This is a genomic window from Arthrobacter sp. 92, assembly GCF_050260325.1.
Taxonomy (GTDB): domain Bacteria; phylum Actinomycetota; class Actinomycetes; order Actinomycetales; family Micrococcaceae; genus Arthrobacter.
In genome coordinates this window covers 1,411,358-1,436,186 of sequence record NZ_CP189863.1, presented here as the reverse complement: position 1 = coordinate 1,436,186, position 24,829 = coordinate 1,411,358, and the positions used below count along the sequence as shown (strand labels likewise).

Below are 24,829 nucleotides of genomic sequence, written 5' to 3'. Positions count from 1 at the left end.
ACCAGTCGGCACCGGCTGGGTGTGTGATATGCACCACGAGCGCCGGTCCCCTAGAGTATGGACTCACATTGACGCAGGCTCAACGCCCTTTTGTGCAGGTGCGCTCTGCAAAATTGCACACGGCAGCCACACAGCAGCCGCACAGCAGCCGCACGGCGGGACGCGCAGCGGGGCGTGCGGCCGAAGGAGCGCATGCCGCCAGGCGTCCAAATCAGGGATGAACGCGCGCCTAGGAGAAGAACGTGTCCCGCAGCTGCGTGTTCAACTGGCCGATTTCGGTGAGGAATCCATCATGGCCAATGGGCGCCTCGATCACGTGCACGGGCACCTCGCCGGGCAACGCCGCCGCCAGCTCGTACGACTGTGCGGGAAAATACAACCGGTCTGTATCCACCGCCGCCACGAAGAATTCGGCCGTCGCCCGGGCCAGGGCCTCCTTGAGCGGACCGCGCCCCCTCCGGACGTCATGGCTCATCAACGTTTCGGTGATGGCGATGTAACTGTTGGCATCGAAGCGGCGAACCAGCTTGGTCCCCTGGTAATCCAGATAGCTCTCCACCTGATACCGGCCGCGCTCCCCCAGGGAAACACCCTGGAGGGGCGCCTCGCCACCTTGGGCGTTGCGTCCGAAGCGGACATCCAGCTCCTGCGCCGACCGGTAGGTGATGTGCGCAATGCGCCGCGCGAGGGCCAGTCCCGCCTCAGGCTCAGGGCCGCCGTAGTAATCGCCGCCTTGGAAGTTCGCGTCCTGGCGGATGGCGAGCGTCTGCGCCTGCGCAAAGGCAATCTGTTCAGCCGTGCTGCTGGCGCCGATGGAGATCACGCCGCAGCGACGCACCCGGTGCGGGTAGGTGAGCGCCCATTCCAGTGCCCGGGCACCGCCCAGCGAGCCGCCCACCACCGCGTACCAGCTGTCGATGCCCAGCGCGTCGGCGAGCCGCGCTTCCGCCAAGGTGGTGTCCCGCAGCGTGACCAGCGGGAACCGCGAACCCCACGGCCTTCCGTCCGGCGCGGGCGTGGACGGGCCGGTGGATCCATAGCAGCCGCCCAGGATGTTGATCGAAACCACGAAGTATTTGTTGGTGTCCACGGGCGACCCGGGGCCGGCCAGGTGTTCCCACCAGCCCTCCTCGTCAGTCCCGCCCTTGGTGACGTGGGTGCTGCCGGTCAGCGCATGCTGAATCAACACGGCGTTGGAACGGTCGTGGTTGAGCGTTCCCCAAGTCTCGTAGGCAAGGGTGACGTCCGGGAGGTGCCCGCCCGCTTCAAGATCGAGGCTTCCGACGCGCAGGAACTTGACGGTCCCGTCGGGCTGGCTGCCGACGGGTTGGGTGATGTCGGGGGCGGGCATGGCAGGGGCCGGGGCGCCCGCCGTGTGGTTGGTGCTTTGTGTTCCGGGTACACCGCTTCGGGTGACGGCAATCGTCATGTGAGGACCTCTTCATCGCGCTTGCCCGCCGTCAGCTGACCGGCGGACCAGGTCTTCACCCGGGGCACCCCGCCGCGGAAGGAGGGTTGCCGGCCAGCAAGCCGGGGCTGTCGCTGGCACTCATGACCTGATAAGAGTCTACGAAATGGGTTGCGGCAATGGCGAAGAATGTGACACCAATGTGACTCCCGGCGTCCCGGCGTGTGCTGGTCGGAGGGCCGCCGGCTGCGCACGGCTGGACATCCGGAGGCCCGGCAAGGGCCTCCGGATGCCCTGAGTCATCCGTCTTTATTCGCCCCTTGGTCCGCTAGTCGCCCTTGGCGGCGCGGAAGCCGGCGTCGAGGTCGGCAATGATGTCGTCGATGTGTTCCAGTCCCACGGAGAGCCTGACCAGTCCCGGCGTCACTCCGGCCACTTCCTGCTGTTCCCCGGTCAGCTGGCTGTGAGTGGTCGACGCCGGGTGGATCACCAGCGAGCGCACGTCACCGATGTTCGCCACATGGGAGTGAAGCTCCAGTGCATCCACGAACCGCTTCCCGGCCTCCGCTCCACCCGCAATAGTGAAGGCCACCACGGCTCCGGTACCCCTCGGCCCGTACTTGCGTCCGCGTTCGTACCAGGGGCTGGAGGGCAGCCCGGCGTAGGCCACCGATTCCACGTCCTCCCGGGCCTCGAGCCATTCGGCCACGCGGAGAGCGTTGCTCACATGGCGCTCCACCCGCAGGCTCAGGGTTTCCAGCCCCTGGGCGATCAGGAAGGCGTTGAAGGGAGACACCGCCGAGCCGAGATCGCGCAGGAGCTGGACGCGCGCCTTCAAAATGAACGAGAGGTTGGCTCCCAGGGCGCCGTCCTTGCCCAGGTCCCGGGCGTAGACCAGGCCGTTGTAGGTGGGGTCCGGGGTGTTGAAGCCGGGGAACCGCTCCTGGTCCTTGCCGAAGTCGAAGTTGCCCGAGTCAACGATCACCCCCGCGATGGCACTGCCGTGGCCGCCAAGGTATTTGGTGGCCGAGTGAACCACGATGTCCGCACCCCACTCAAGCGGCCGGATCAGGTACGGAGTGGAGAGCGTGTTGTCCACAATCAGCGGGACACCGGCGTCGTGCGCCACCTGCGAAATACCTTCGATGTCCAGCACGTCCTGGCGGGGGTTGGAGACCACCTCGCCAAAGAACAGCTTGGTATTCGGCTGGACCGCGTTGCGCCACTGCTCAAGGTTGTCCGGATCCTCGACGAAAGTGACCGAGATGCCGAATTTCTTCAGTGTGTGCGCCAAGAGGTTGTAGGTGCCTCCGTAGAGGCTGGGGCTGGCCACCACGTGGTCGCCAGCTTCGGCGACATTGAGGATCGCGAAAGTCTCCGCGGCCTGGCCGGAACTGAGCAGCAGCGCCGCGAGGCCCCCTTCCAGGCTCGCCACCCGCTGCTCCACCGCGTCCTGGGTGGGGTTGCCGATCCGGGTGTAGATCGGCGCGAGTTCGGCCAGCGCAAAGCGGTTCGCGGCGCTTTCGGCGCTGGGGAACACAAACGACGTCGTCTGGTAGATGGGGAGCGAGCGTGCGCCGGTAGCGCTGTCCGGCTCCTGGCCGGCGTGGATCTGGCGGGTTTCGAACGACCATGCGTTGGACATCGGAGGACTCCTTCAGCTCAAGGGCACAGCCGGCCGGGCCGGCCAGTGCCGCGCTTGCCGTCCGGCGGGCGCCGGAGGGCCAGGTCTTCACCCGGGGCACCCCACCGCGGAACGAGGGTTGCCGGCCAGCAAGCCGGGGCTCGATGCTGGCGCTCATGACCTGGACCCAGTGTAGGAACGGAAAGCCGGCGCTGAACAGGTTTGTGACGAAGGACGTCAGCGCCCGCTTTTTGGGCGCGTCCGGGCCACCGGGCGAGACATCCCACCACGGTTAGGTAACCCTTAGCTGAGAGCTCCATCACAAAGTGCCAAGATGATGGCATGCGCATGGATCACGTCTCTTACGCCTGTGAACAGGATGGCTTGGCAGCCACCACCGAACGTATTTCTTCCGCCCTCGGCGTCGAAGCCGTGAAGGGCGGGGTACACCCCCGTTTCGGCACACGAAACATGATTATTCCGCTGGCCGGTCACAAGTACCTCGAGGTTGTGGAGGTCCTCAACCACCCGGCGTCGGACAAGGCGCCGTTCGGGCAGGCCGTCCGGGCGCGTTCCGAGGCGGGCGGCGGCTGGATGGGCTGGTGCGTCGAAGTGGACGACCTGGCACCATTCGAAGAGCGCCTGGGCCGCGCGGCAGTCAATGGCAACCGCAAGTTCCCCGACGGACGCGAACTGGTCTGGAAGCAGATCGGCATCCTGGGCCTCATTGCGGACCCGCAGGTCCCCTACATGCTCAAGTGGGAGGGCGATCCCGAGCTTCACCCGTCCAACGCTTATGAGAGCAACGTCAAGATGTCCAGCCTCACCATCGCCGGCTCCGCCGAACGTGTCACTGAGTGGCTGGGCGAGCCGGTGGAGAGGCCGCTGGAAGACGTTGCCGTCAACTGGGTCGCGCCGCACGGAACGCCGGGAATCCTCTCCGTCACGTTCGAGACCGCCTCGGGCGCCGTCACCATCTGAACCCGTCACCATCTGAACCATCCCGATGGTCCGTCAGGACCAGGGCAGTTTGCTGCCCTCAAACTTCGGCCGCTATCAGCGGGTGCCAATGACGCCACCCACCGATAGCGGCCGAATCCTTTTCCCCGCCGGGGCCGCGTGCGCTACCCCAGGCCCATCGCCTTTCCAAACAGGCTGAATCCAACGAATGCCACAATGTCCAGGATCGCGTGGGCGATTACCAGCGGCATCACCCGGCGCGTTTTGGTGTAGATCCAGGCGAAGACGACGCCCATCACGGCGTTGCCGATGAACGGCCCGAACCCTTGGTACAGGTGATAGCTTCCCCTGAGCATGGCGCTGAGGAAGATGGCCAGCGGTGTGCTCCACCCGAATTTGCCGAACCTGTCCAGCAGGTAGCCCACCACTATGATCTCCTCCACCACGGCATGCCGCATTGCGGAGAGGATCAGCACGGGGACCGTCCACCAGTACGCGTCAAGGCCGCTGGGAATGATGGCCGTGGTGATCCCGAGGGCACGGCCTGCGGCGTAGAGGCCCAGGGAAGGAATGCCGATCAGGGCGGCCAGTCCCAGGCCCTGCACCACGTCCATCCCGGGACGGCCAAAGTTGAACCCGAGTTTCTGGAAGGCCGTGGCGCCCGTATGGCCGGCGGGGCGGTGCTCGGACAGGAAGTAAAGCACCAGCAGCACCGGGACCAGCGCGAACACGATGTCCAGCAGCTGGTAGGTCAGGTCGAAGTACTCGCGGCTGCTTTGCGAGCGGTTTAGCGTTGAGGTGCCCTGCGCGAGGGGTGCGCGGGTCATCTTATCCAGCAACTGCACCACCGAATACACGGCGGACTGCCCCAGCGAAAGACCCAGGACAATCCATACTTCTATCCGCAAACGACGGCGGGAGGGAACCAGCATGTTCCTATCTTGCCTGTAGTTGCTGGTACTTTGCTGTTCGCCATGGGAGCCCTCCGGCGCCAAGCGGCGGGCCCGTTCGTAACAGCGGGCAGGCGGCCCGCACCGTCCAAGGTCCGGGACCCGCGCTGGCCTATGCTAGGGACTTATGAGTGCGCCCGGGAAAATCATCATGATCCGGCACGGCCAGTCCGCCGCCAACGCCGACACCTCCATTTACAACCGGGTGCCCGACTACCGGATACCGCTGACGGCGCTCGGTATGGAACAAGCCAAGGCGGCTGGCGAGCAGGTGCGGCGGGAACTCGACGGACGCCCCGTGTGCGTTTACGTGTCCCCCTACCTGCGCGCCTACCAGACGTTGGAGGCCCTCAACCTTGGCTCCCTCACCGAACGCGTGATCGAGGAGCCCCGGCTCCGGGAACAGGACTGGGCTAATTTCCAGATCGCCGGAGACATCGAAGACCAGAAGGAACTCCGCAATGCCTACGGCCACTTCTTCTACCGGTTCCGTGAGGGAGAATCCGGCTCCGACGTCTATGACCGCATTTCCTCATTCATGGAGACGCTCTACCGGCACTGGTCCAAGCCGAGCTATGCGCCCAACGCACTCTTCGTCACCCATGGCCTGACCATGCGGCTGTTCTGCATGCGTTGGTTCCACTGGTCCGTGGAGTACTTCGAATCCCTCAACAACCCGGAGAACGCCGAAGTCCGCACCCTGGTGCGCACCAAGTACGGCAAATACGAACTGGATAGTCCGTTCAGCCAGTGGGTGGACCGCCGGGTGGATGAAACAGTGCTCGACGCCCCGCCCATGATCTTCTAGCGGCCGGCTTCACGGCCGACGCGCTGCTCCACACCCGCGCGCCACACGGAGCGGGTCAGCGGGATGCCGGGCCGGTACGCCAGGTGGGTGGCAGAGGGTGCGTTAAGCAGATGCAGGTCTGCCCGGTGCCCGACGGCGATGGAGCCCACCGCCCGCTCGCCGTCGACGTCGTTCCCTGACTCGCGCCGCAGCGCCAGGGCGCCGCCGTATGTCGCCGCACGGACCGCCTCGTGGACACTCAGGCGCATCTGCAGCACGGCGGTGGTGACGCAGAACGCCATGGAACTCGTGTAGGAGGTCCCTGGGTTGCAGTTGGAGGCCAGGGCTATCTGAACGCCGGCGTCCAGCAGCTGCCGCCCTGGGGCCAAGGCCTGGCGGGTCGACAAGTCACAGGCCGGCAGGCACGTGGCCACGGTTCCGCGCTCCCCGCTCCCTGATGCCTCGTCCCAGCTGGACCAGCTTGAGGCCAGGGCGTCGATGTCCGCGGCGGAGAGATGGTTCACGTGGTCAACGCTCGCTGCGGAGAACTCCACCGCGAGCTGCACGCCGGCTCCTTCACCAAGCTGGTTGCCGTGCACCCGCAGGCCCAGTCCCGCTTCCCTGCAGGCCTGCAGGACCCGGCGGGACTGCTCCGCTGTGAAGGCTCCGCGTTCGCAGAAGACGTCCGCCCACCGCACATAGGGACGGACAGCAGCCAGCATCGGCCCGCTGACCAGGTCCGTGTAGGCGTCCGGATCGGCGCCCTCCGGCACCAGATGGGCGCCAAGATATGTCACTTCATCCACCACGGTGGAGGCAATGCGGGCGCTGCGGGCCTCGTTCTCCACATCCAGGCCGTAACCTGTCTTGGTCTCCAGATACGTGGTTCCCTGGGACACCGCCTCCGCAACGCGGCCCAGGGCCAGCCGTGTTAGATCAAAATCACTCGTGCTTCGGGTGGCGCCGGTGGTCACGGCAATGCCGCCGGCGCTGTAGCTCTCCCCCGCCATCCTGGCTTCGAACTCGGCTGTCCGGTCACCGGCGAAGATCAGATGGGTGTGGGAGTCCACCCACCCCGGCAACAGCGCCCGGCCGCCGGCATCCACGGCGTCATCGGCCGCGGGGGCAGCCGCGGCCGGGCCTATCCACGAGATCCGCTCCCCCTCGATCACCACCGCCGCGTCCTTGAGGACGCGGTGCTGCGCGTCCTGGGTCATCAGCTCGGCGATATTGGTGATGAGGGTGCTCATAGGTCCATTCTTTAGCGCCTGATGGACCATCGGGTGGCGGCAAGCGCATCCACTGTCCGGGATGCCGGACTTCCCTCGCCCGTCCCGGGCAACGCACCCGCGCCCGAGGCTGGGTTCCTGCCTGCGACCTGGCCCGAACCTTGGCCGGCCAGGATCAGCCCGGCCGCCAGCTCGGCAATCCCCGATGACGTCTGGAAGCCATAACCGCCCTGTCCGGCGAGCCAGAAGAATCCCGGCGCCTCCGCGTCGAACCCCACCACAGGAACGCCGTCGGCCGCTTCCGTCCGCAGGCCCGTCCACGCTTTGCGGACGCTGCTGATCCCCAAGGTGGTCACGGTGTTGAGCCGGGCAACGAGGGCCTCGATGTCACCGGGGTGGGGCTGGGCGTCTTCGGGCCCGCTGGGGACCGACTCCGACGGCGAAATCAGCACGTCGCCGCCCTCGGCCCTGAAGTAGAAGGATTCGTCAGCGGCCGCCACCATGGGACAGCCCTCCGGGAGGGGATGGTCGACGGCGACGATCGCAGCCGTGCGGCGGTAAGGCTGGAGTCCGAGCTTCTCGACGCCGCTGATCACCGCAAGCTCGTCCGCCCAGGCACCGGCGGCGTTGACCAGTACCGCGGCTTGGAACGCTTCCTGGCCGGCGCCGATATCCCAGCCTGTTCCAAGGCGTTGGGCGGAGTGGACCCTGGCCCCGGTGATGATGTCCACTCCGCCGGCCACGGCACGCTGGCGGTGGTCCTCCAGCAACACAGGGGCGTTGCAGGCGAAGGAGCCGGTGTCCAGCCCCGCCGCAGCGAAGGAGCCCGGGACCAGGACCGGGCAGAGCTCCAGGGCCTCCTCATGGGAGATCCGATGCATGTGTCCGCTTGCTTCCTGCCGCACCAGGTCTTCGTCGCCGATCAGCATAAAGCTGCGCGGCGAGAGGACCCGCTCCGGAAGTTCGGCGTCCCTCGCCCCGATCAGCCCCAGGGTGCGAAGAGTCAGTTCCTGCACCACAGGAGGACCATAGCTGGGGATCAACTGCCGGGCCGAGCGGGCGGACGTGTGGTAGGCCAGTTCCTGCTCCGCCTCCACCAGCGCCACGCTGCATTGGCCGGCCAGGGCCGAGGCCAGGGACAATCCGGCGATTCCGCCGCCCACAATCACCACATCGTAATTAGCTGACATGGATACATCCTTGCAGACGAGCGCGGGATGCGCCCGGACCGGACGTTCCGTCAGCCGCTGACCGCGGCGCGGCTGGCCACAAACGCCTGCACGCAGGCCTCAACATCCGCCGGGCTGTGGGCTGCGGAAAGCTGGACCCGGATGCGCGCCGCGCCCTTGGGCACCACGGGATAGCTGAACGCGGTCACAAACACACCGTGCTGCAGCATCTGGTCAGCGACCTTGGCCGCCATGACGGCGTCCCCGAACATCACCGGGACGATCGCGTGCTCGCCGTCGAGCAGCTCGAAACCCTCTTCGCCCATGCGGGTGCGGAACTGTTCGGCATTGGCAAACAAGGTGGCCCGGAGCTCTGCCGAGTTCTCCACCAGGTCCAGCGCCTTCAGTGTTGCCGCGACGATGGCCGGGGCCAGCGAGTTGGAGAAGAGGTAGGGCCTGGCCTTCTGCCGAAGCATGGCAACCACCTCGCGGCGGCCCGAGACGTAGCCGCCCGAGGCGCCGCCCAGCGCCTTGCCGAAGGTGCCGGTGTAGATGTCCACCCGGTGCGAGACTCCGGCGTGCTCGGGGGTGCCCGCGCCCGTGGCACCCATAAAGCCCACGGCGTGTGAATCATCCACCATCACCAGTGCATCGTATTTCTCGGCCAGGTTGCAGATGGCTTCCAGCGGGGCCAGGTAGCCGTCCATGGAGAAGACGCCGTCGGTCACGATGATCTTGCGGCGGGCCGGTATTGCCTGGGTGGTGGCTTCGATCAGCTTCGCTTCCAGGTCCGCCATGTCGCGGTTGGCGTAGCGGAAGCGCTGGGCCTTGCAGAGCCGGATGCCGTCGATGATGGAGGCGTGGTTCAGGGCATCGGAGATCACGGCGTCCTCCGCGCCGAGGAGGGATTCGAACACACCGCCATTGGCATCGAAGCAGCTGGAGAACAGGATGGTGTCCTCGGTGCCGAGGAACTTCGAGACGCGGGCCTCCAGGGCGAGGTGCAGGTCCTGGGTGCCGCAAATGAAGCGGACACTGGCCATGCCGAAACCGCGCTCGTCCATGGCGGACTTGGCCGTGGCGATGATCTCCGGGTGGTCCGCCAGTCCGAGGTAGTTGTTGGCGCAGAAGTTCAGAACCTCGGCGCTGGCCTCGCCGATCTGCCCGGCCTTGATGTGGTTGGCCTGCGGCGAGTCGATGTGGCGCTCGGTCTTGAACAAGCCGGCGGAGCGGATCTCGTCCAGTTCGCTCTGCAGTTGGTCCTTGATGGCTGAATACATGGTTTGTGCTCCTGGGCTGGAAGGAATGTTAGCGTGCTGCGGGACCGGGCGGCCTAGAAACAGGTCCAGTCCAGGACCACCTTGCCGCCCACACCGGCGCGGGCGATTTCGAAGCCCTTCTCCCAGTCGCTGGCGGGCAGGGTGTCGGTGACCACCGCGGAGATATTGGCATGGAGCACCGGGTTGGAGGAGAGCATGGCGCTCATGGCGTACCAGGTCTCGAACATCTCACGCCCGTAGATGCCCTTCATGGTCAGCATGTGCGTGACCACTTTGCCCCAGTCGATGGTGATGGACTGGCTCGGCAGGCCCAGCATGGCGATCCGGCCACCGTGGTTCATGTTCTCGATCATTTCCGGCAGAGCCGTGGGGTGGCCGGACATTTCCATGCCGACGTCGAAGCCTTCGCGCATGCCCAGTTCACGCTGGGCGTCCTTGACGCGCGTCTTTGAGACATCGATGGCCAGGTCCACGCCCAGCCTGCGAGCCAGTTCCAGCCGCGGCGCGGAGACGTCCGTGATGGCGATCTTCCGGGCGCCGGCGTGGCGTGCGACGGCAATCGCCATCAGTCCGATGGGACCGGCGCCCGTGATCAGCACGTCCTCCCCCACCAGGGGAAAGCTCAGCGCCGTGTGGACGGCGTTGCCGAACGGATCGAAGATGGCGCCGAGCTCGGGGGTCACGGACGGATCCTGATGGACCCAGACGTTCGTTTCGGGGATCACCACGTACTCGGCGAAAGCACCGTCGCGCTGGACGCCGACGCTCACGGTGTGGATGCACATCTGCCGGCGGCCGGCACGGCAGTTACGGCAGATGCCGCAGACGATGTGGCCTTCGCCGGAGACCCTGTCCCCCACCTTGACATCCCGGACGTCCTCGCCGATTTCCACCACTTCGCCGTAGAACTCATGGCCGGCAATCAGGGGAGCCTGGATCATGCTCTGGGCCCAGGCATCCCACGACTGGATATGCAGGTCGGTTCCGCAGATCCCGGTGGTCATCACGCGGATCTTCACATCATCGGGGCCGGCTTCCGGCTCCGGGCGATCGACCAGTTCGAACCCGGAATGGGCGCCGGACTTATACAAAGCCTTCATTGGCTTCCTCACTCTTGCTAACTCGTGGTTGGTGCTGGTCTCACTTCATTAGAACCACTTAAAAGCATTAGCACAACAGGATTTTCCTCAATCGACGATTTAGTAATTTCTAACGCATAGAATCGGGGGCATGGAAATTCATCAGCTGGAGATGCTGCGGGAGCTCGGCGCCCTGGGCAGTGTCAAGGCGGTTGCCGAAACGCTCCTCGTGACGCCGTCGGCGGTCTCCCAGCAACTCGCTGCGCTGCAGCGCAGCGTCGACGTGCCGCTGACCCGGAAAGAGGGCCGGACCCTCGTGCTGACCGAGGCCGGCCAGGTGCTGGCGGACGCCGGGGCCGCCGTCGTCAGCGCCATGGCTGACGCGCGAAGGGCAATCGGCGCTTATCACGGCTCCACGGTGGCGCCCGTGACGGTCAGCGGCTTCCACAGCGCGGGCCAGGCGCTGTTCGCCCCCCTGGCCCGGCTGCTCGATGCCCCGGGGCAGCCCCGGGTCCTTCTTTCCGACGAGGACGTGGCGCAGCAGGACTTTCCGGCGCTGACGGCGAGGTATGACCTGGTCCTCGCGCACCGCATGGACCACAGCCCCCGGTGGCCGGAGGAGCGCGTGGCCGTGATCCCCCTCGCCCACGAACCCCTGGATGTGGCGCTGGCTGCCGGGCACCGACTGGCGGGACAACTGACGCTGACGGCGGAGGACGTCGTCGGCGAACCGTGGGTGACCAGCCACACCGGCTACTCCCCCGCAGACGTGTTGTCCGCCGTCGCGGCCGTTTCCAGCCGGGAATTGAACATTGTGCACCGGATCAACGACTACTCGACCGTGGCCGCGCTCGTGGAAACGGGCAGCGTGATCGGGCTGCTGCCGCGGCACACGGCCCGGCCGGTGCTCGGCCCCGGGATCGTGCTCCGCCCCCTGCAGGGCATCAGCACCCGGCGCCGCATCGACGTCCTGGCCCGGCCGGAGAACCTCAAGCGCACGTCCGTCATGATCGTCTGCGAGGCACTGCAGACCATCATGACCGGCCTGGTGTCCCCTTAACCCAACTGGGTCGCAGTAGATGCCGTTATGAGCGCTCATAACGGCATTAACTGCGACCCAGTTGGGTTAAAACGCGTGCGTCAGCCTTGGACGCCGAGGCGCTGGAGGATCAGTTCGCGGACGCGGCCGGCGTCGGCCTGCCCGCGGGTGGCCTTCATGACCCCGCCCACGATCGCGCCAATCGCCTGCAGCTTGCCGCCGCGGATCTTGTCCGCGACGTCGGGCTGGGCGGCGAGTGCCGCGTCGATGGCTTCGAGCAGCGGGGCGTCGTCCGAGACCACGGCCAGGCCACGCTTCTCGACGATCTCGGCCGGGGTGCCCTCGCCGGCGAGCACGCCGTCCAGGACCTCGGAGGCCATCTTGTTGTTGATCTTGCCGTCCTCCACCATCTTGTTCAGTTCCACGATGGTGGCCGGGTTGACGCCGAGCTGGCCGGGGTCGACGTCGGCGTTCTTGGCGCGACCCACGATCTCGCCCATCCACCACTTGCGGGCCACCGTGGGGGTGGCGCCGGCGGCGATGGTCTCCTCGATTTCGTCCATGACGCCAGCGTTGACGACGTCGCGGAACTCAAGGTCCGAGTAGCCCCAGTCGGCCTGCAGGCGCTTGCGGCGCGCGGCCGGCGGTTCGGGCAGCGTGGCGCGCAACTCCTCGACCCACTCGCGGGAGGCAACAATCGGCACGAGGTCCGGCTCGGGGAAGTAGCGGTAGTCGTCGGCATCCGACTTCGCCCGGCCCGAGGTGGTGGTGCGGGTGTCCTCGTGCCAGTGGCGGGTCTCCTGGATGACCGGCACGCCGGAGTCCAGGACGGCGGCGTGCCGCTGGATCTCGTAGCGGACGGCGTGCTCGACGGCGCGCAGCGAGTTCACGTTCTTGGTCTCGGAGCGGATGCCGAAGCGTTCGCGGCCGTGCGGGCGCAGCGAGACGTTGGCGTCGCAGCGGACGTTGCCCCGTTCCATCTTGGCGTCCGAGACGCCGAGGTTTTTGACGATTTCCCGGACCGCGGCCACATAGGCCTTGGCGAGCTCGGGCGCGCGGCTGCCGGCGCCCTCGATCGGCTTGGTGACGATCTCAACGAGGGGCACGCCGGAGCGGTTGTAATCCACCAGGGAGTAATCCGCACCCTGGATACGGCCGGTGGCCCCGCCCATGTGGGTCAGCTTGCCGGCGTCCTCTTCCATGTGCGCGCGCTCGATCTCGACGCGGAAGATCGTGCCGTCGGAGAGCTCGACGTCCAGATAGCCGTCGTACGCGATCGGCTCATCGTACTGGGAGGTCTGGAAGTTCTTCGGCGTGTCCGGGTAGAAGTAGTTCTTCCGGGCGAAGCGGCAGGTCTCGGCAATCTTGCAGTTCAGCGCCAGGCCGATCTTGATGGAGGACTCAATCGCGGTCTTGTTCACCACCGGCAGGACACCGGGCATGCCGAGGTCCACCTCGTTGACGTTGGTGTTCGGCTCGTCACCGAAAACATTGGGCGCGGAGGAGAACATTTTGGTCTTGGTGTTCAGCTCCACGTGGACCTCGAACCCCAGGACGGGATCGTACTTCTCCATGGCCTCTTCGAAGCTCAGGGTTGCGTCAGTCATTAGTGTGAACCTCCGTGGCTCGAAGCGGCGCCGGCCGTAGAAGCGGTGGCAGCAGCCGCCGGTGAAGAATCAGAAAGGGTGGGAGCCGTCAGTGAAGGAGCCGTCAGTGAAGGAACCTTGTCCAGCAGCGGTCCGCCCCACTGAGCCTCGAGCAGGGATTCCAGCACAGCGCCGACGCGGTACAGCCGCGCGTCCTGGCGGGCCGGGGCCAGCAGCTGGATGCCCACGGGCAGTCCGTCCTCGTCGGCCAGGCCGCCGGGCAGGGAGAGCCCCGGGACGCCTGCCATGTTGGCCGGGATCGTGGCGACGTCGTTGAGGTACATCGCCAGGGGGTCGTTGAGCTTCTCGCCCAGCTTGAATGCCGTGGTGGGCGCGGTCGGGGAAATCAGCACGTCCACCTTGGCGAACGCGGCCTCGAAGTCGCGCTGGATCAGGGTGCGCACTTTCTGGGCCGAGCCGTAGTAGGCGTCGTAGTAGCCGGCGCTGAGCGCGTAGGTGCCAAGGATGACGCGGCGCTTGACCTCATCGCCGAAGCCTGCGGCGCGGGTGGCGCCCATGACGCGTTCAATCGTCAGCGGACCTTCTTCGGGCAGCACCCGCAGGCCGTACCGGACGCCGTCGAACTTCGCCAGGTTGGAGGAGGCCTCCGACGGCATGATCAGGTAGTAGGCGCCCAGGGCGTACTTGAAGTTGGGGCACGAGACCTCCACGATCTCGGCACCGGCGCCCTTGAGCAGCTCGAGGGCGTCATTGAAGCGGTTCTCGACGCCGGCCTGGTAGCCCTCGCCGTGGAGTTCCTTGATGATGCCGATCTTCATGCCCTCGACGTTGCCGGTCCGGGCGGCAGCCACGAGGTCCTCGAGCGGATCCGGGAGCGAGGTGGAGTCGCGGGGGTCATGCCCGCCGATGACCTCGTGCAGCAGGGCCGAGTCCAGCACTGTACGGGAGACCGGGCCGATCTGGTCCAGCGACGAGGCCATGGCGATGGCGCCGTAGCGGGAGACGCCGCCGTAAGTGGGCTTGACGCCCACCGTGCCGGTGACGGCGGCGGGCTGGCGGATGGAGCCACCGGTGTCCGTGCCCAGCGCCAGCGGGGCTTCGAATGCCGCGACGGCCGCAGCGGAACCGCCGCCGGAACCGCCGGGTATGCGGTCCAGGTCCCACGGGTTGTGGGTCGGGCCGAAGGCGGAGTGCTCGGTGGAGGAGCCCATGGCGAACTCGTCGAGGTTGGTCTTGCCAAGAATCGGCATCTTCGCGGCGCGCAGGCGCTCCACCACGGTGGCGTCGTACGGGCTGTTCCAGCCTTCGAGGATCTTCGAGCCGGCCGTGGTGGGCTGGCCGATCGTCACGATGAGGTCCTTGACGGCAATTGGCACGCCCGCGAGGACGTGGAGCTCTTCGGCGGCGGCACCGCCGGCGGCGCGGATGGCGTCCACTTCAGCGGCGACGGCGAGCGCTTCCTCGGCGTTGACGTGCAGGAAGGCGTGAACCTTCCCGTCGACGGCGGCGATGCGGTCCAGATACGCCTGGGTGACCTCGACGGCGGTGACCTCGCGGGCGGCCAGCTTCTCGGCCAGCGCGGCTGCGGTCAGGCGGATCAATTCGTTGGTATCAGTCATGTTCTCTACGCCTCATCCAGGATTGCCGGGACCTTGAAGCGGCCTTCGTACGCGTCGGGGGCACCGGAGAGGGACTGTTCGGCCGTGAACGTGTGACCCACAACGTCTTCACGGAAGACGTTGGTCAGCGGGATCGGGTGCGACGTGGCCGGGACATCTTCACCGGCGGCTTCGCTTACGGACTTTACTGATTCGACGATGACGGCGAGCTCGCCGGCCATGCGGTCCAGCTCTTCGGCACTCATCTCAATGTGCGCGAGGCGCGCGAGATGCGCCACGTCGTCACGGTTGATCGCAGCCATGGATCTCCCCTGCAATGTAGTTTTGGTTTCCCCCATAGTCTACGTGGCAACAGTGTGCCCGCCTGACGACCCCCAGCGGGCGTCAGACGGGCACGACCGACCCACGGCACAGCCGCAAGCAGCTTGCGGCCGCAGGCAGCTTCACCCTAGCCGATCCCGATAGCTCCCGTCAGCATTCCGACACCGAGCATGACGAGCGAGATGACGGCGGTGCGCCACAGCACCTTCTTGTGGTGGTCGCCGAGGTCAACCTTGGCCAGGGAGACGAGCAACAGGATGGCGGGAACCAGCGGGCTCTGCAGGTGGAACGGCTGGCCGGTGATGGACGCTCGCGCCATTTCGGCGGCGCTGACGCCGTAGTGGGCGGCCGTCTCGCTCAGAACGGGAAGGACGCCAAAGTAGAAGGCGTCATTGCTCATGAAGAACGTCATGGGGATGCTCAACAGGCCGGTGATGACGGCCATGAGCGGTCCCATGTCGGATGGAATGACCTGGACCAGCCAGGTGGACATCGCCTTGACCATGCCGGTGCCGTTCAGGACGCCGGTCAGGACCGCGGCCGCCATGACCATGCTGACGACGGCGACGATGGAGGGCGCGTGCGCGATCAGCTGGGCGCTCTGGTCCTTCAGCTTGGGGAAGTTCACCAGCAGGGCGATGGCGGAACCGACCATAAAGACAAACGGCAGCGGCACCAGGTCCGCGACGAGCAGCACCATGATGGCGACGGTAAGGCCCAGGTTGAACCACTGCAGCTTGGGCCGCAGCGTGGCGCGGTCCGGATCCAGGGCGGTGTCAGCCATGGCGGAGTCACGCTCGTCCACGAGTTCCGCGGTGCGGTCGAGCAGGGCGAGGGAGGATCCGCCGCCTGTGCCGGGGCGCGATCCCTTGCGTCCAAAGCCAAAGCGGGCGGTGCCGTTGCCGCCGTCGGCGGTTCCGCCGTCGAACTCAACGCCGTTGCCCCAGATTTCCGGTGCGGTGGCGCGGAGTCGGTTGCGTTCCTGCAGACCCAGCAGCCAGGCGAAGGCGAAGACCACAACAAGGCCTGCGATCAGCGACGGGATCATGGGAACGAAGACCTCCGAGACGCTGATCTTCAGGGCCGAGGCGGCGCGGGCGGTGGGCCCTCCCCACGGCAGGATGTTCATGGTGCCGTTGGCCAGGCCGGCCACGCAGGTCAGGACAACCGGGCTCATCTTCAACCGCAGGTAGACCGGCAGCATGGCAGCGGTGGTGAGGATGAAGGTGGTCGAACCGTCCCCGTCCAGCGAAACGGCGGCGGCCAGGATGGCGGTGCCGAGGACAACCTTGGCGGGGTCGTTGCCCAGCTTGCGGAGGATCAAGCGGACCAGCGGGTCAAAAAGGCCGACGTCGATCATCAAGCCGAAGTAGATGATGGCGAACATCAGGAGCGCGGCCGTGGAGGTCATGGACTTCATGGAGTCCAGCACCATGGTTCCGATGCCCAGCCCCGCCCCGGCAAACAGTCCGAAAATAGTGGGAACAATGATCAGCGCCAACACTGGCGTCAACTTCTTCGTCATGATCAGCACCATGAAGACCGCAATCATGGCGAATCCAAGTAATACCAGCACAGCCGGCTCCTTCGTCTTTGAACGGCAACACAACGGTGTGATGCGCACTACAGAGATTAGGGTGGCCTCCGTCACGGCTGTGCCTTTGGCTGAATTGATTGGCATACTGCTTATTGGGAGCATTTTGCTCATTTAGCTCAACCGCCCGAGGAGGGCCATGAAGCGCCCCGCGGCCCGTAAGCCCTTGAGGTTTTCCACCCAGACCCTGCTGCTCCAGCTCGCCGTGGTTCTGCTGGTGGTTCTGCTCAGCGGCGCAGTCCATGCGTGGCTGAGCTATGAACGGCTGGGCCGCGAAGCCGAAAACCAGGCTCTCACCCTGGCCCGGACGGTGGCCTCGGATCCCGCTGTGCGTGCCGAGGTGCAGGCCATCAGCGGCGAGGCCGGAACTCCCCCGCCCGCAGCGCTGCTCAAGGGCCCCCTGATGGCGGTGGCCGAGGGCGCCAGGACCCGCACCGGGGCGCTGTTTGTGGTGATCACGGATGAGACAGGCCTCCGGCTGGCCCACCCGGACGCAGAGCGGCTGGGCGAAAAAGTCAGCACCGATCCCTCCGATGCCCTGGCGGGCAAGGAGGTCACCACCCGCAACACCGGCACCCTGGGGCCCTCGGCGGGAGCCAAGGTCCCCGTGTTCGCTCCGGGTTCGGACACCGTGGTGGGCGAAGTGAGCGTGGGGTATTCGACCGAGAGCGTCGTCCAAAGCCTGGCCCGGGACATCGCCCCCATTGCCATGACGGCGGCCGGCGCTCTGCTCGCCGGAATCCTGGCCTCCTTCCTCCTGCGGCGAAGGCTGCAGCGGCTGACCCTGGGCCTGGAGCCTGAGGAAATCAGCACGCTGGTCCACGATCAGGTCGCCGTCCTGCAGGGCGTGGACGACGGCGTGGTGGGCGTCTCGGCCGACGGGCGGATCAGCGTCTTCAACGCCGCGGCGCAGCGGCTTCTCGGACAGCCGGGCCTTACGGGGACCGCGTGGGCGCAGGCCCCGGTGCCGGCACAGCTGAAGGCCCTCACCGAGCCCGACGCCAGTGAAGGCGACGCCGTGGAAATCATTGCCGGCGGCCGCGTCCTGGTTGCCAGCGCACGCAAGGCGTTGCACCGCCAGGAGGACCTGGGCTGGGTGGTGATGCTTCGCGACCGCACCGAACTGCAGCATCTGACCCGCCAACTGGATGCCGTGGGAACCATGTCCGCGGCGTTGCGTGCCCAGCGTCACGAGTTCGCCAACCACTTGCACACCATCGCCGGTTTTATGAGCATCGGGCAGCACCAGCAGGCACGGGAGTATCTGGGGCGGCTCGCCGCCACGGGGCCGCTGAAGTTCCCAGTGGACCAGGTTGAGCTGCTTCAGGACCCCTACCTGCAGGCCTTCGTGGGGGCAAAGGGAGTGGAGGCGGACGAACGTGGAGTGAACCTGCGTATTGGCCCCGAAACACTGGTGCGCGGGCACGTCATTGAGCCCCAGGACGTCACCACCGTGCTGGGAAACCTGATCGACAATGCCGTCAATGCCGCCGTTGCGGGCTCGGCACCCGAGCGCTGGGTGGAAGTTGAGCTACTGGATGAACTGGATTCCGACGGCGGCACCCTTCACATCGTCGTCGCGGATTCCGGGGACGGACTGTTGTCCGCGGACCCCGAGGCGGTGTTCACGGAGGGATTCACGACGTCGGAACGGCCCGCGAGGGCCGGCGCCGGCCAGGGCCTGGGCCTGGCTTTGGCGCGCCAGCTGGCACGCCGGCGCGGCGGCGACGTCCGCGTCCTCGAAACCGGCTCCCCCGGCGGTCCCGGGGCCGTCTTTATGGCAACCCTGCCCCGCACCACGGCCGGCGACCCGGCGCATCCCCCGGCGAAGGAACAGTCGCTGCAGGAGAACCAGCGGGACGGACAACGGAAGAAGGACCACCGTGGCTGAGGATTTCAGGGTGCTGATCGTGGACGACGACTTCCATGTGGCTAAACTGCACGCGGCATACGTCGATTCGGTGGCGGGCTTCCTGGCCCTTCCCCCGGCGGGCTCGGCATCCCAGGCGCTGCAAGCCATCCACAGCCTGCGCCCGGACCTGGTGCTCCTGGATGTGTACCTGCCGGACGGTTCCGGCCTGGACCTGCTGCGCCAGCTCGATGTCGACACCATGATCCTGAGTGCGGCATCGGATGCCGTGTCCCTGCAGCTGGCCTTCCGACGCGGCGCGCTCGGGTATCTGCTGAAGCCCTTCACCGCTGAATCACTGTCCCAGCAACTGCGCTCCTACGCCCGGTACCGCCGGATCCTGGCCCAGCCCGGTGCCGTCAACCAGGACACCGTGGAGCGGGCCAAACGCGCGCTCATTCCAGGGGACGTGACGCCGTCCGCCCGGCCGCGCTCCGCCACCGAGGCTGCAGTGCTGGAATCACTGGAGCCGGGGGAACAGTATTCGGCGGCCGAGGTGGCCGGCCGGGTGGGGGTTTCCCGGGCCACCGCCCAGCGGTACCTGTCCTCGCTGGCCGACGACGGCGCGGTCGAGATCCAGCTGCGCTACGGAACGACAGGCCGGCCGGAACACCGTTACGGCCTCACCGCCACCTAGCGCGAACGGACACTTAAGCACCAGCGGGCGCGTCCGCTGTCGTCGTGCTGAGAGCGGACTGAGCGCGAACGGACACTTAAGCTCCCACACCCGGGCTCAAGTGTCCGCTCGCGCTGCCGTGTCGGGGCTCAAATGTCCGCTCGCGCTGCCGTGTCGGGGCTCAAATGTCCGCTCGCGCTGCTGCGTCCGGGCTCAAGTGCCCGCTCGCGCGGCTGCGTCCAGGCTCAAGCGTCCGATCGCGCCGCTGCGTCCGGGCTCAAGTGTCCGCTCGCGCTGCCGTGTCGGGAGTTAGCCCAAGCTCTTCTGGGCCACGAGTTCGATCTCCACGAGCATATTGGGATCCAGGAACGGCAAAACGTGGACCAGGGACAGGGTGGGCCTGATGTCGCCGAACACCTCGCCATGGGCGCGGCCCGCGTCCTCCCACTTGCTGATGTCCGTGAGGTACAGCTTGGACTGCACCACGTCGGCGAATCCGAAGCCCGCATCCGCCAGCACGGCGCCGAGCTTTTCCAGAATGAATCTGGTTTGCGTGTAAAAGTCCGCGCCGACGGTTCCGTCCTCACCGCTGGCAGCGGTGGCGGAAATGTAGAGGGTGTTGTCCACCTGGACGGCGCGGGAATATCCCAGGGCCTGTTCCCAGACAGAGCCGGTGCCGAATGTCTTGCGCATAGTGTGCCTTTCGCTGGAGTCGGCACCACTTTAGGGCGGCTAGACGTCGAGCCGGTAAACCAGCAGTTTTATGTCGGTGTTCGGGACGAACCAGTCGCGCTCGGGGGCGCGCTTGAAGCCGGTTTTGCGGTACAGCCCATGTGCGCTTTCCCAGGTGCTTCCGGTGGTCAAAGCCACGGCGTTGATGCCCGGGAGCGACTTCGCATGGTCCACGATGGCCTCAACCATGGCCTTTCCCGCGCCGCTGCGCTGGACGGCGGGGTCCACCACAAGCATGCGGAATTCAAGTTCGTCGGCCAAGGCGATGTCGGAAAAGGGCTCTCCGGCGACCGCAAGAGTCACCGACCCCACGATCCGGCCGGCACGCTCGGCGACCCAGATGACTGCCTCGGCGGCCCGCCGGGCGACATCCTGGACCTGAACCATGTAGGGGTGGTCCGCACTCGCAAAATAGCCCGCGGCCAGGTAGGAGTCCCGCGTGATGCGGGCGACGGCGTCGTAATCTGCCGAAACAGCGGGGCGAATGAGTATCTGCGAATGCACTTACCCATGCTAGTCGCGGCAGCATCGCCGGGCCCGCGAAAGAGCATTTTCCGTGACCGAGCTATCAGTCCAGGCGCAACCAGTCCAGGCGCAACCGGAAGTCCAGGCACATTGCCCCCGCCGCGGCTGGCAAGGTGTGGAACAGTCGGGCGGCCCACACGGATGCGCGCCCGGGCACACGACCCTGCGCTGGGAGCCCCGCAGGGATCAGAGCGGGAACTTTCCGGACAGCTCCAGCGTCCCCGCGCAGGTCCAGGCCGCGAGGCGCTCGTCGTCCGAAGGGCCGCCGTCCAGGGGGCTGGTAAGCCGCGGCCTGCGGACCCAGCAACCGGCTTCCTCGGCGATCAAGGCACCGGCGGCGAAGTCGTGTTCGTTGAGTCCACGCTCGCCATAGGCGTCGTGGGTTCCGTCGGCCACCAGGCAGAGGTCCAGCGCCGCGGATCCCAGCCTGCGGACATCGGCGAAGCCGTCCATGAAACCGCCAAGGGCCGCGGCCTGCTCCGCCCGCACGGCGGGATCGTAGCTGAAACCGGTGGCGAGGATCTGGCCGGCGCGTCCCGGTACCGGGCCGCTGAGCTGGGTCCGATGCCCCCGCTCCTCCAGCCAGGCCCCATGCCCGCGTGAAGCGTAGTAGACCCGGCCCAAGGCCGGGGCATGAACGACGCCGGCGAGCCAGACGCCGTCGGAGTCCGCCACTGCCACCGAAGTGCCGTAGTAGACAATGTTCCGGATGAAGTTGGTAGTGCCGTCCAGCGGGTCGATGGACCAGCGGAAGCCACTGGGCTGTTCCCTCCGAACCGTGCCCTGTTCTTCCCCGGTGATGGCATCCTTGGGACGTTCCCGGGAGATGACCTCGCGCACGGCGTTCTCGGCCGCGAGGTCGAACGCCGTCACCCAGTCCCCGGCGGCGCCCTTGTTGCTGACGTCCAGGGCCGCGCCATTCCGGGTGGACAGCACGGCCGCTCCTGCCGCCGCAGCCCACCTGGCCACCGCGAGGAAGGGAGCCGGATCAACGCTCATGCCGGCGAACCCCCGGGGTGGACTTCGAGTTCCTCATCCAGCTCGTCGGTGTCCGGCAGTTCCTCTTCGGCCGGGCCGGCACCTGCTTCGGGACCGGCAGTTGCGCCGGCGCTTTCGCCCGCGCCCGAAGCTGGTCCGTTGGCCAGCAGGGCGCGGAAGCCGTCCTCATCCAGGACCGGAACCCCGAGCTGTTCGGCCTTGTCCAGCTTGGTACCCGCGTTCTCACCGGCCACCACGTAGTCGGTTTTCTTCGACACCGACCCGGCCGCCTTCCCGCCGCGCACCAGGATCGCCTCCTTGGCCTCGTCCCGGCTGAAGCCCTCCAGGCTGCCGGTGACCACGATGGTGAGCCCTTCGAGGGTACGGGGGGTGGACTCGTCGCGTTCATCGGCCATCCGCACGCCGTCGGCTGCCCAGGTGTCCACGATCTCACGGTGCCAGTCCTCGGCGAACCATTCCTTGAGCGCCACCGCGATGACCGGCCCCACGCCGTCGACGTGGGCCAGTTCCTCCTCGGAGGCCTGGCGGATGGCGTCCATGCTGCCGAACGCGGTGGCCAGCGCCCGCGAAGCGCGCGGCCCCACGTGCCGGATGGACAGCGCCACCAGGACGCGCCAGAGCGGCTGCGTCTTCGCTTTCTCCAACTCCTTGAAGAGCTTCTCGGTGGTGGCCGTCGGCTTGGACGGGTTTTTCGCCGTGCCCTTGCTGTAGAAGTACGGCACCAGCTCGAATTCACCCGTGGCAACACCTTTGGAGCGCTTTTCGCGCCGGATGCGGACAGGGGCGAGGTCTTCGGGCGTGAGCCGGAACAGTGTTGCCTCGGTGGTCACCGGGGGGACTTCCGGCTCCGCCGGCTGGGTCAGCGCGATGGCGGCCTCCCAGCCAAGGGCTTCGATGTCGAAGGCGCCTCGGCCAGCCAGGTGGAAGACCCGTTCGCGCAGCTGTGCCGGGCAGGAACGCGAGTTGGGGCACCGGATGTCCACGTCCCCCTCCTTTGCCGGCGCGAGGGGCGTGCCGCAGGCGGGGCATTCCGTGGGCATCACGAAGTCGCGCACGGGCGGATCCTGTTGGTCCCGCAGGGCCAGGACCGGCCCGACGATTTCGGGAATAACGTCCCCGGCCTTGCGGAGCACCACGATGTCGCCGATTTTCACACCCTTGGCCTTGACGACTTCCTGGTTGTGCAGCGTGGCCATTTCCACTGTGGAGCCGGCCACCTTGACCGGTTCCATCACGCCATACGGTGTGACGCGGCCCGTCCGGCCGACGTTGACTGCGATGTCCAGCAGCTTCGTGTGCACTTCCTCGGGCGGATACTTGTACGCCACGGCCCAGCGCGGTACCCGCGTGGTGTAGCCGAGGGCGCGTTGGGTGGCGAAATCATCCACCTTCACCACGATGCCGTCGATCTCGTGCGTGAGGCTGTGCCGCTTGTCTCCGTAGCGTCTGATGAATTCGAGCACTTCCTGCAGTCCGCCCAGGACTTCGAAGTACGGACTGGTGGGCAGCCCCCACCCGCTCAGTTGCCGGTAAGTATCGGACTGGCTGGCCGTATTCAAGCCTTCCCGGGCGCCGATGCCGTGGACGTACATCCGCAACGGACGCTTGGCGGTTTCCGCCGGATCCTTCTGGCGCAGCGAGCCGGCGGCCGCATTGCGCGGGTTGGCCAGTGGCGCCTTGCCCGCCTCAATCAGCGCGGCGTTGAATTCGGCGAAGGCCTTGGACGGGATGAAGACCTCGCCGCGGACCTCCATTTCGGCGGGAAAGCCCGCGCCGCTGAGCTGCTGCGGGATCTCCTTGATGGTCAGGACGTTGTGGGTGATGTCCTCGCCGGTGGTGCCGTCGCCACGGGTGGCGGCGCGGACCAGGACGCCGTCGCGGTAGAGCAGGTTCACGGCCAGGCCGTCGATCTTGAGCTCGGTAAGCCAGGCCGGCGGCGGTGTGCCGTTGCCGAGCTTGGCGATGGAGGCCTCGGCCTTGAGGATCCAGGCCTCGAGCTCTTCGAGCGAAAAGACATCCTCCAGGCTGTACATCCGCTGCAGGTGCTCGACGGCGGCAAACGCGGCGGACACTTCGCCGCCCACTTCCTGTGTGGGGGAATCGTTGGCCACGAGCTCAGGGTGCATGGCCTCAATCGTTTCCAGCCGCCGGTAGAGCTCATCGAACTCGGCGTCGGAAATGATGGGCGCGTCCTCCTGGTAGTAGGCGAAGCGGTGCCTGCGCACCTGCTCAACCAGATCCTCGTACTCAGCGCGCACCGCGTCGGAGGGAACCAACTCCTCAGTGGCCGCGCCGGCAGCGCCGTCCTGTGCTTTACCCTGTGCGGTATTCCCTGTACTCACAGACCTATCTTGCCCTACACCGCTGACAATGTCCGGTTGACCTGGTGCGGCCGCGCATCCCCGGCGCCGTTCGCGCCATCCGTCTCGTGGGGGGCTTCCGGGGTGTCGGCGGCTGCACCGGTGACGGCGGTTCCGTCAGCGGTGTGGATCCGGGGCGCGGCGTCCTGGTCCCCTGCCCCTGCAGCGCGTCGCGATTCAGCGGTGGCAGTGTCGACGTCGTTCGTCACGTTCCTGGCGTCCACCACAATCACCGTCACGTTGTCCCGCCCGCCGCTTCGGAGGGCCGCCTGGATCAATGCATCCACGGCCTCCTGCGGATCGGCCACAGTGCTCAGGACGCGGAACATGTCATCATCAGTCAGTTCCCCGTTGAGACCATCCGAGCAGATCATTATCCGGTCGCCCTCTTCGATGGGCAGCAGCCAGTAGTCCGCCTCGGTTTCGTCTCCGGTGCCCAAAGCGCGGGTCACCACGTGCCGGCGCGGGTGGACCGCGGCCTCCTCCGGCGTGATCTCGCCGGCCTCCACCAGTTCCTGCACCTCCGAATGGTCGACGCTGATTTGCGAGAACCCGCCACGGCTAAGCAGGTACGTGCGTGAATCGCCGATGTTCATGACCAGCCAGTACGGAACACCCATCTGCTCCACCACCACCACACCGGACAAGGTGGTCCCGGCCCGGGATCCGGTGGCCGCACGGATGCGCTCGTCGGCGATCTCCAGATACTGCTGCACGGCGGCGGCGCTTGCGGTGCGTTCGCCGGTGGCCAACTGCGGCATCCCGGCCAGCGTGCGGACGCAGATTCCGCTGGCGACTTCCCCGGCTTCGTGTCCGCCCATGCCATCCGCAACCGCGAAGACGGGATCAGACGCGATAAAAGAGTCCTCATTGAGTTCCCGGCGCAACCCCCTGTCGGTTCCGTAGCCGCAGCTCAGTTGGGGGCCGGGCCCTCGGCCCGCGTGGAAAGTGGCGGCAGCCGGGCCGGAATTCATGCCTGCCTCAGGTGGAGGGTGCGGCCACGCCGGTGCCCGGCGGCAACG

21 protein-coding genes and 2 riboswitches are annotated in these 24,829 nt (G+C 66.7%); of the genes, 5 read left to right on the top strand and 16 right to left on the bottom strand.

Translation table 11 applies throughout. The features are described 5' to 3' along the window. Positions 1–229: 229 nt before the first annotated feature. Positions 230–1,429 carry a homoserine O-acetyltransferase MetX gene (metX, locus tag ACP4XC_RS06520; RefSeq protein WP_427174050.1) on the bottom strand — a complete coding sequence of 400 codons (1,200 nt, stop codon included), beginning with the start codon at positions 1,427–1,429 and terminating at the stop codon, positions 230–232. Positions 1,430–1,441: 12 nt separating this feature from the next. Next, positions 1,442–1,557: riboswitch (SAM riboswitch) on the bottom strand. 179 nt (positions 1,558–1,736) lie between these two features. Continuing rightward, complete coding sequence (locus ACP4XC_RS06515) at positions 1,737–3,053, bottom strand: bifunctional o-acetylhomoserine/o-acetylserine sulfhydrylase (RefSeq protein WP_427174049.1); 1,317 nt, start codon at positions 3,051–3,053, stop codon at positions 1,737–1,739. Positions 3,054–3,098: 45 nt separating this feature from the next. Continuing rightward, a riboswitch (SAM riboswitch) is annotated at positions 3,099–3,214 on the bottom strand. Between the two features lie 160 nt (positions 3,215–3,374). On the opposite strand from ACP4XC_RS06515, the gene ACP4XC_RS06510 reads away from it, so the two are divergent. Further along, entirely contained in the window at positions 3,375–4,013 is a 639-nt protein-coding gene (locus ACP4XC_RS06510) for a VOC family protein (protein ID WP_427174048.1), read from the top strand. Positions 4,014–4,156: 143 nt separating this feature from the next. Here ACP4XC_RS06510 and ACP4XC_RS06505 read toward each other — a convergent pair whose 3' ends face one another. Beyond that, a complete protein-coding gene (locus ACP4XC_RS06505) occupies positions 4,157–4,924 on the bottom strand; it encodes a CPBP family intramembrane glutamic endopeptidase (RefSeq protein ID WP_427174047.1) in 768 nt (255 codons plus the stop codon). Between the two features lie 145 nt (positions 4,925–5,069). On the opposite strand from ACP4XC_RS06505, the gene ACP4XC_RS06500 reads away from it, so the two are divergent. After that, the gene (locus tag ACP4XC_RS06500; protein WP_427174046.1) at positions 5,070–5,750 is read left to right on the top strand and encodes a histidine phosphatase family protein; all 681 of its coding nucleotides are present in this window, start codon (positions 5,070–5,072) and stop codon (positions 5,748–5,750) included. Here the strand turns inward: ACP4XC_RS06500 and hutI are convergent. From hutI to tdh, 4 genes are read right to left on the bottom strand one after another with little or no spacing between them, the layout of a single operon-like run. Then, complete coding sequence (hutI, locus tag ACP4XC_RS06495; protein ID WP_427174044.1) at positions 5,747–6,979, bottom strand: imidazolonepropionase; 1,233 nt, start codon at positions 6,977–6,979, stop codon at positions 5,747–5,749. The genes ACP4XC_RS06500 and hutI overlap by 4 nt on opposite strands. Positions 6,980–6,990: 11 nt before the next feature. After that, complete coding sequence (locus tag ACP4XC_RS06490; RefSeq protein WP_427174043.1) at positions 6,991–8,148, bottom strand: NAD(P)/FAD-dependent oxidoreductase; 1,158 nt, start codon at positions 8,146–8,148, stop codon at positions 6,991–6,993. 50 nt (positions 8,149–8,198) lie between these two features. Next, positions 8,199–9,407, bottom strand: a complete 1,209-nt coding sequence (locus ACP4XC_RS06485) for a glycine C-acetyltransferase (RefSeq protein WP_427174042.1) — start codon at positions 9,405–9,407, stop codon at positions 8,199–8,201. Positions 9,408–9,460: 53 nt separating this feature from the next. Then, positions 9,461–10,507 (bottom strand): L-threonine 3-dehydrogenase, encoded by a 1,047-nt coding sequence (gene tdh / locus ACP4XC_RS06480; RefSeq protein ID WP_427174040.1) that lies wholly within the window; start codon positions 10,505–10,507, stop codon positions 9,461–9,463. Between the two features lie 130 nt (positions 10,508–10,637). Here tdh and ACP4XC_RS06475 point away from each other — a divergent pair, with 130 nt between their 5' ends. After that, positions 10,638–11,546 carry a LysR family transcriptional regulator gene (locus tag ACP4XC_RS06475; RefSeq protein WP_427174038.1) on the top strand — a complete coding sequence of 303 codons (909 nt, stop codon included), beginning with the start codon at positions 10,638–10,640 and terminating at the stop codon, positions 11,544–11,546. A gap of 80 nt (positions 11,547–11,626) precedes the next feature. Here the strand turns inward: ACP4XC_RS06475 and gatB are convergent, their stop codons facing one another. From gatB to ACP4XC_RS06455, 4 genes are all read right to left on the bottom strand, one after another. After that, positions 11,627–13,132, bottom strand: coding sequence for an Asp-tRNA(Asn)/Glu-tRNA(Gln) amidotransferase subunit GatB (gene gatB, locus ACP4XC_RS06470; RefSeq protein ID WP_427174036.1), 1,506 nt, complete (start codon positions 13,130–13,132; stop codon positions 11,627–11,629). Next, entirely contained in the window at positions 13,132–14,751 is a 1,620-nt protein-coding gene (gene gatA / locus ACP4XC_RS06465) for an Asp-tRNA(Asn)/Glu-tRNA(Gln) amidotransferase subunit GatA (protein ID WP_427174034.1), read from the bottom strand. Before gatA ends, gatB begins: the two co-directional genes overlap by 1 nt. A 5-nt stretch (positions 14,752–14,756) precedes the next feature. Further along, positions 14,757–15,053, bottom strand: a complete 297-nt coding sequence (gene gatC / locus ACP4XC_RS06460; RefSeq protein ID WP_427174032.1) for an Asp-tRNA(Asn)/Glu-tRNA(Gln) amidotransferase subunit GatC — start codon at positions 15,051–15,053, stop codon at positions 14,757–14,759. A gap of 146 nt (positions 15,054–15,199) precedes the next feature. Further along, positions 15,200–16,753 carry a CitMHS family transporter gene (locus ACP4XC_RS06455; RefSeq protein ID WP_427174031.1) on the bottom strand — a complete coding sequence of 518 codons (1,554 nt, stop codon included), beginning with the start codon at positions 16,751–16,753 and terminating at the stop codon, positions 15,200–15,202. A 52-nt stretch (positions 16,754–16,805) separates the two neighbouring features. On the opposite strand from ACP4XC_RS06455, the gene ACP4XC_RS06450 reads away from it, so the two are divergent. Both ACP4XC_RS06450 and ACP4XC_RS06445 read left to right on the top strand, forming a co-directional pair. Next, a complete protein-coding gene (locus ACP4XC_RS06450) occupies positions 16,806–18,557 on the top strand; it encodes an ATP-binding protein (RefSeq protein WP_427174030.1) in 1,752 nt (583 codons plus the stop codon). Continuing rightward, positions 18,550–19,212: a response regulator gene (locus ACP4XC_RS06445; RefSeq protein ID WP_427174029.1), complete on the top strand. Its 663-nt coding sequence runs from the start codon at positions 18,550–18,552 to the stop codon at positions 19,210–19,212. The genes ACP4XC_RS06450 and ACP4XC_RS06445 overlap by 8 nt, the downstream gene beginning before the upstream one ends. 288 nt (positions 19,213–19,500) lie before the next feature. On the opposite strand, the gene ACP4XC_RS06440 is transcribed toward ACP4XC_RS06445, so the two are convergent. The 5 genes from ACP4XC_RS06440 to ACP4XC_RS06420 form a co-directional block, all read right to left on the bottom strand. Further along, complete coding sequence (locus ACP4XC_RS06440) at positions 19,501–19,884, bottom strand: RidA family protein (RefSeq protein WP_427174028.1); 384 nt, start codon at positions 19,882–19,884, stop codon at positions 19,501–19,503. Between the two features lie 39 nt (positions 19,885–19,923). Next, positions 19,924–20,427, bottom strand: coding sequence for a GNAT family N-acetyltransferase (locus tag ACP4XC_RS06435; RefSeq protein ID WP_427174027.1), 504 nt, complete (start codon positions 20,425–20,427; stop codon positions 19,924–19,926). Positions 20,428–20,634: 207 nt separating this feature from the next. After that, positions 20,635–21,447 (bottom strand): inositol monophosphatase family protein, encoded by an 813-nt coding sequence (locus ACP4XC_RS06430; RefSeq protein WP_427174026.1) that lies wholly within the window; start codon positions 21,445–21,447, stop codon positions 20,635–20,637. Next, on the bottom strand, positions 21,444–23,723 hold the full coding sequence (ligA, locus tag ACP4XC_RS06425) for an NAD-dependent DNA ligase LigA (RefSeq protein WP_427175036.1): 2,280 nt from the start codon (positions 23,721–23,723) through the stop codon (positions 21,444–21,446). The genes ACP4XC_RS06430 and ligA overlap by 4 nt, the downstream gene beginning before the upstream one ends. Before the next feature lie 80 nt (positions 23,724–23,803). Next, on the bottom strand, positions 23,804–24,781 hold the full coding sequence (locus tag ACP4XC_RS06420) for a PP2C family protein-serine/threonine phosphatase (RefSeq protein WP_427174025.1): 978 nt from the start codon (positions 24,779–24,781) through the stop codon (positions 23,804–23,806). Positions 24,782–24,829 lie beyond the last annotated feature (48 nt).

What these genes read in the sequence shown, in the direction of transcription:
- ACP4XC_RS06485 (WP_427174042.1), bottom strand. Translation starts at nt 9,407, where the DNA reads ATGTATTCAGCCATCAAGGACCAACTGCAGAGCGAACTGGACGAGATC.
- ACP4XC_RS06490 (WP_427174043.1), bottom strand. Translation starts at nt 8,148, where the DNA reads ATGTCAGCTAATTACGATGTGGTGATTGTGGGCGGCGGAATCGCCGGA.
- ACP4XC_RS06420 (WP_427174025.1), bottom strand. Translation starts at nt 24,781, where the DNA reads ATGAATTCCGGCCCGGCTGCCGCCACTTTCCACGCGGGCCGAGGGCCC.
- ACP4XC_RS06500 (WP_427174046.1), top strand. Translation starts at nt 5,070, where the DNA reads ATGAGTGCGCCCGGGAAAATCATCATGATCCGGCACGGCCAGTCCGCC.
- metX (WP_427174050.1), bottom strand. Translation starts at nt 1,429, where the DNA reads ATGACGATTGCCGTCACCCGAAGCGGTGTACCCGGAACACAAAGCACC.
- tdh (WP_427174040.1), bottom strand. Translation starts at nt 10,507, where the DNA reads ATGAAGGCTTTGTATAAGTCCGGCGCCCATTCCGGGTTCGAACTGGTC.
- ACP4XC_RS06505 (WP_427174047.1), bottom strand. Translation starts at nt 4,924, where the DNA reads ATGCTGGTTCCCTCCCGCCGTCGTTTGCGGATAGAAGTATGGATTGTC.
- ACP4XC_RS06510 (WP_427174048.1), top strand. Translation starts at nt 3,375, where the DNA reads ATGCGCATGGATCACGTCTCTTACGCCTGTGAACAGGATGGCTTGGCA.
- hutI (WP_427174044.1), bottom strand. Translation starts at nt 6,979, where the DNA reads ATGAGCACCCTCATCACCAATATCGCCGAGCTGATGACCCAGGACGCG.
- ACP4XC_RS06455 (WP_427174031.1), bottom strand. Translation starts at nt 16,753, where the DNA reads ATGCCAATCAATTCAGCCAAAGGCACAGCCGTGACGGAGGCCACCCTA.
- ACP4XC_RS06450 (WP_427174030.1), top strand. Translation starts at nt 16,806, where the DNA reads ATGAAGCGCCCCGCGGCCCGTAAGCCCTTGAGGTTTTCCACCCAGACC.
- gatA (WP_427174034.1), bottom strand. Translation starts at nt 14,751, where the DNA reads ATGACTGATACCAACGAATTGATCCGCCTGACCGCAGCCGCGCTGGCC.
- ACP4XC_RS06515 (WP_427174049.1), bottom strand. Translation starts at nt 3,053, where the DNA reads ATGTCCAACGCATGGTCGTTCGAAACCCGCCAGATCCACGCCGGCCAG.
- ACP4XC_RS06475 (WP_427174038.1), top strand. Translation starts at nt 10,638, where the DNA reads ATGGAAATTCATCAGCTGGAGATGCTGCGGGAGCTCGGCGCCCTGGGC.
- ACP4XC_RS06430 (WP_427174026.1), bottom strand. Translation starts at nt 21,447, where the DNA reads ATGAGCGTTGATCCGGCTCCCTTCCTCGCGGTGGCCAGGTGGGCTGCG.
- gatB (WP_427174036.1), bottom strand. Translation starts at nt 13,132, where the DNA reads ATGACTGACGCAACCCTGAGCTTCGAAGAGGCCATGGAGAAGTACGAT.
- ACP4XC_RS06440 (WP_427174028.1), bottom strand. Translation starts at nt 19,884, where the DNA reads ATGCGCAAGACATTCGGCACCGGCTCTGTCTGGGAACAGGCCCTGGGA.
- gatC (WP_427174032.1), bottom strand. Translation starts at nt 15,053, where the DNA reads ATGGCTGCGATCAACCGTGACGACGTGGCGCATCTCGCGCGCCTCGCG.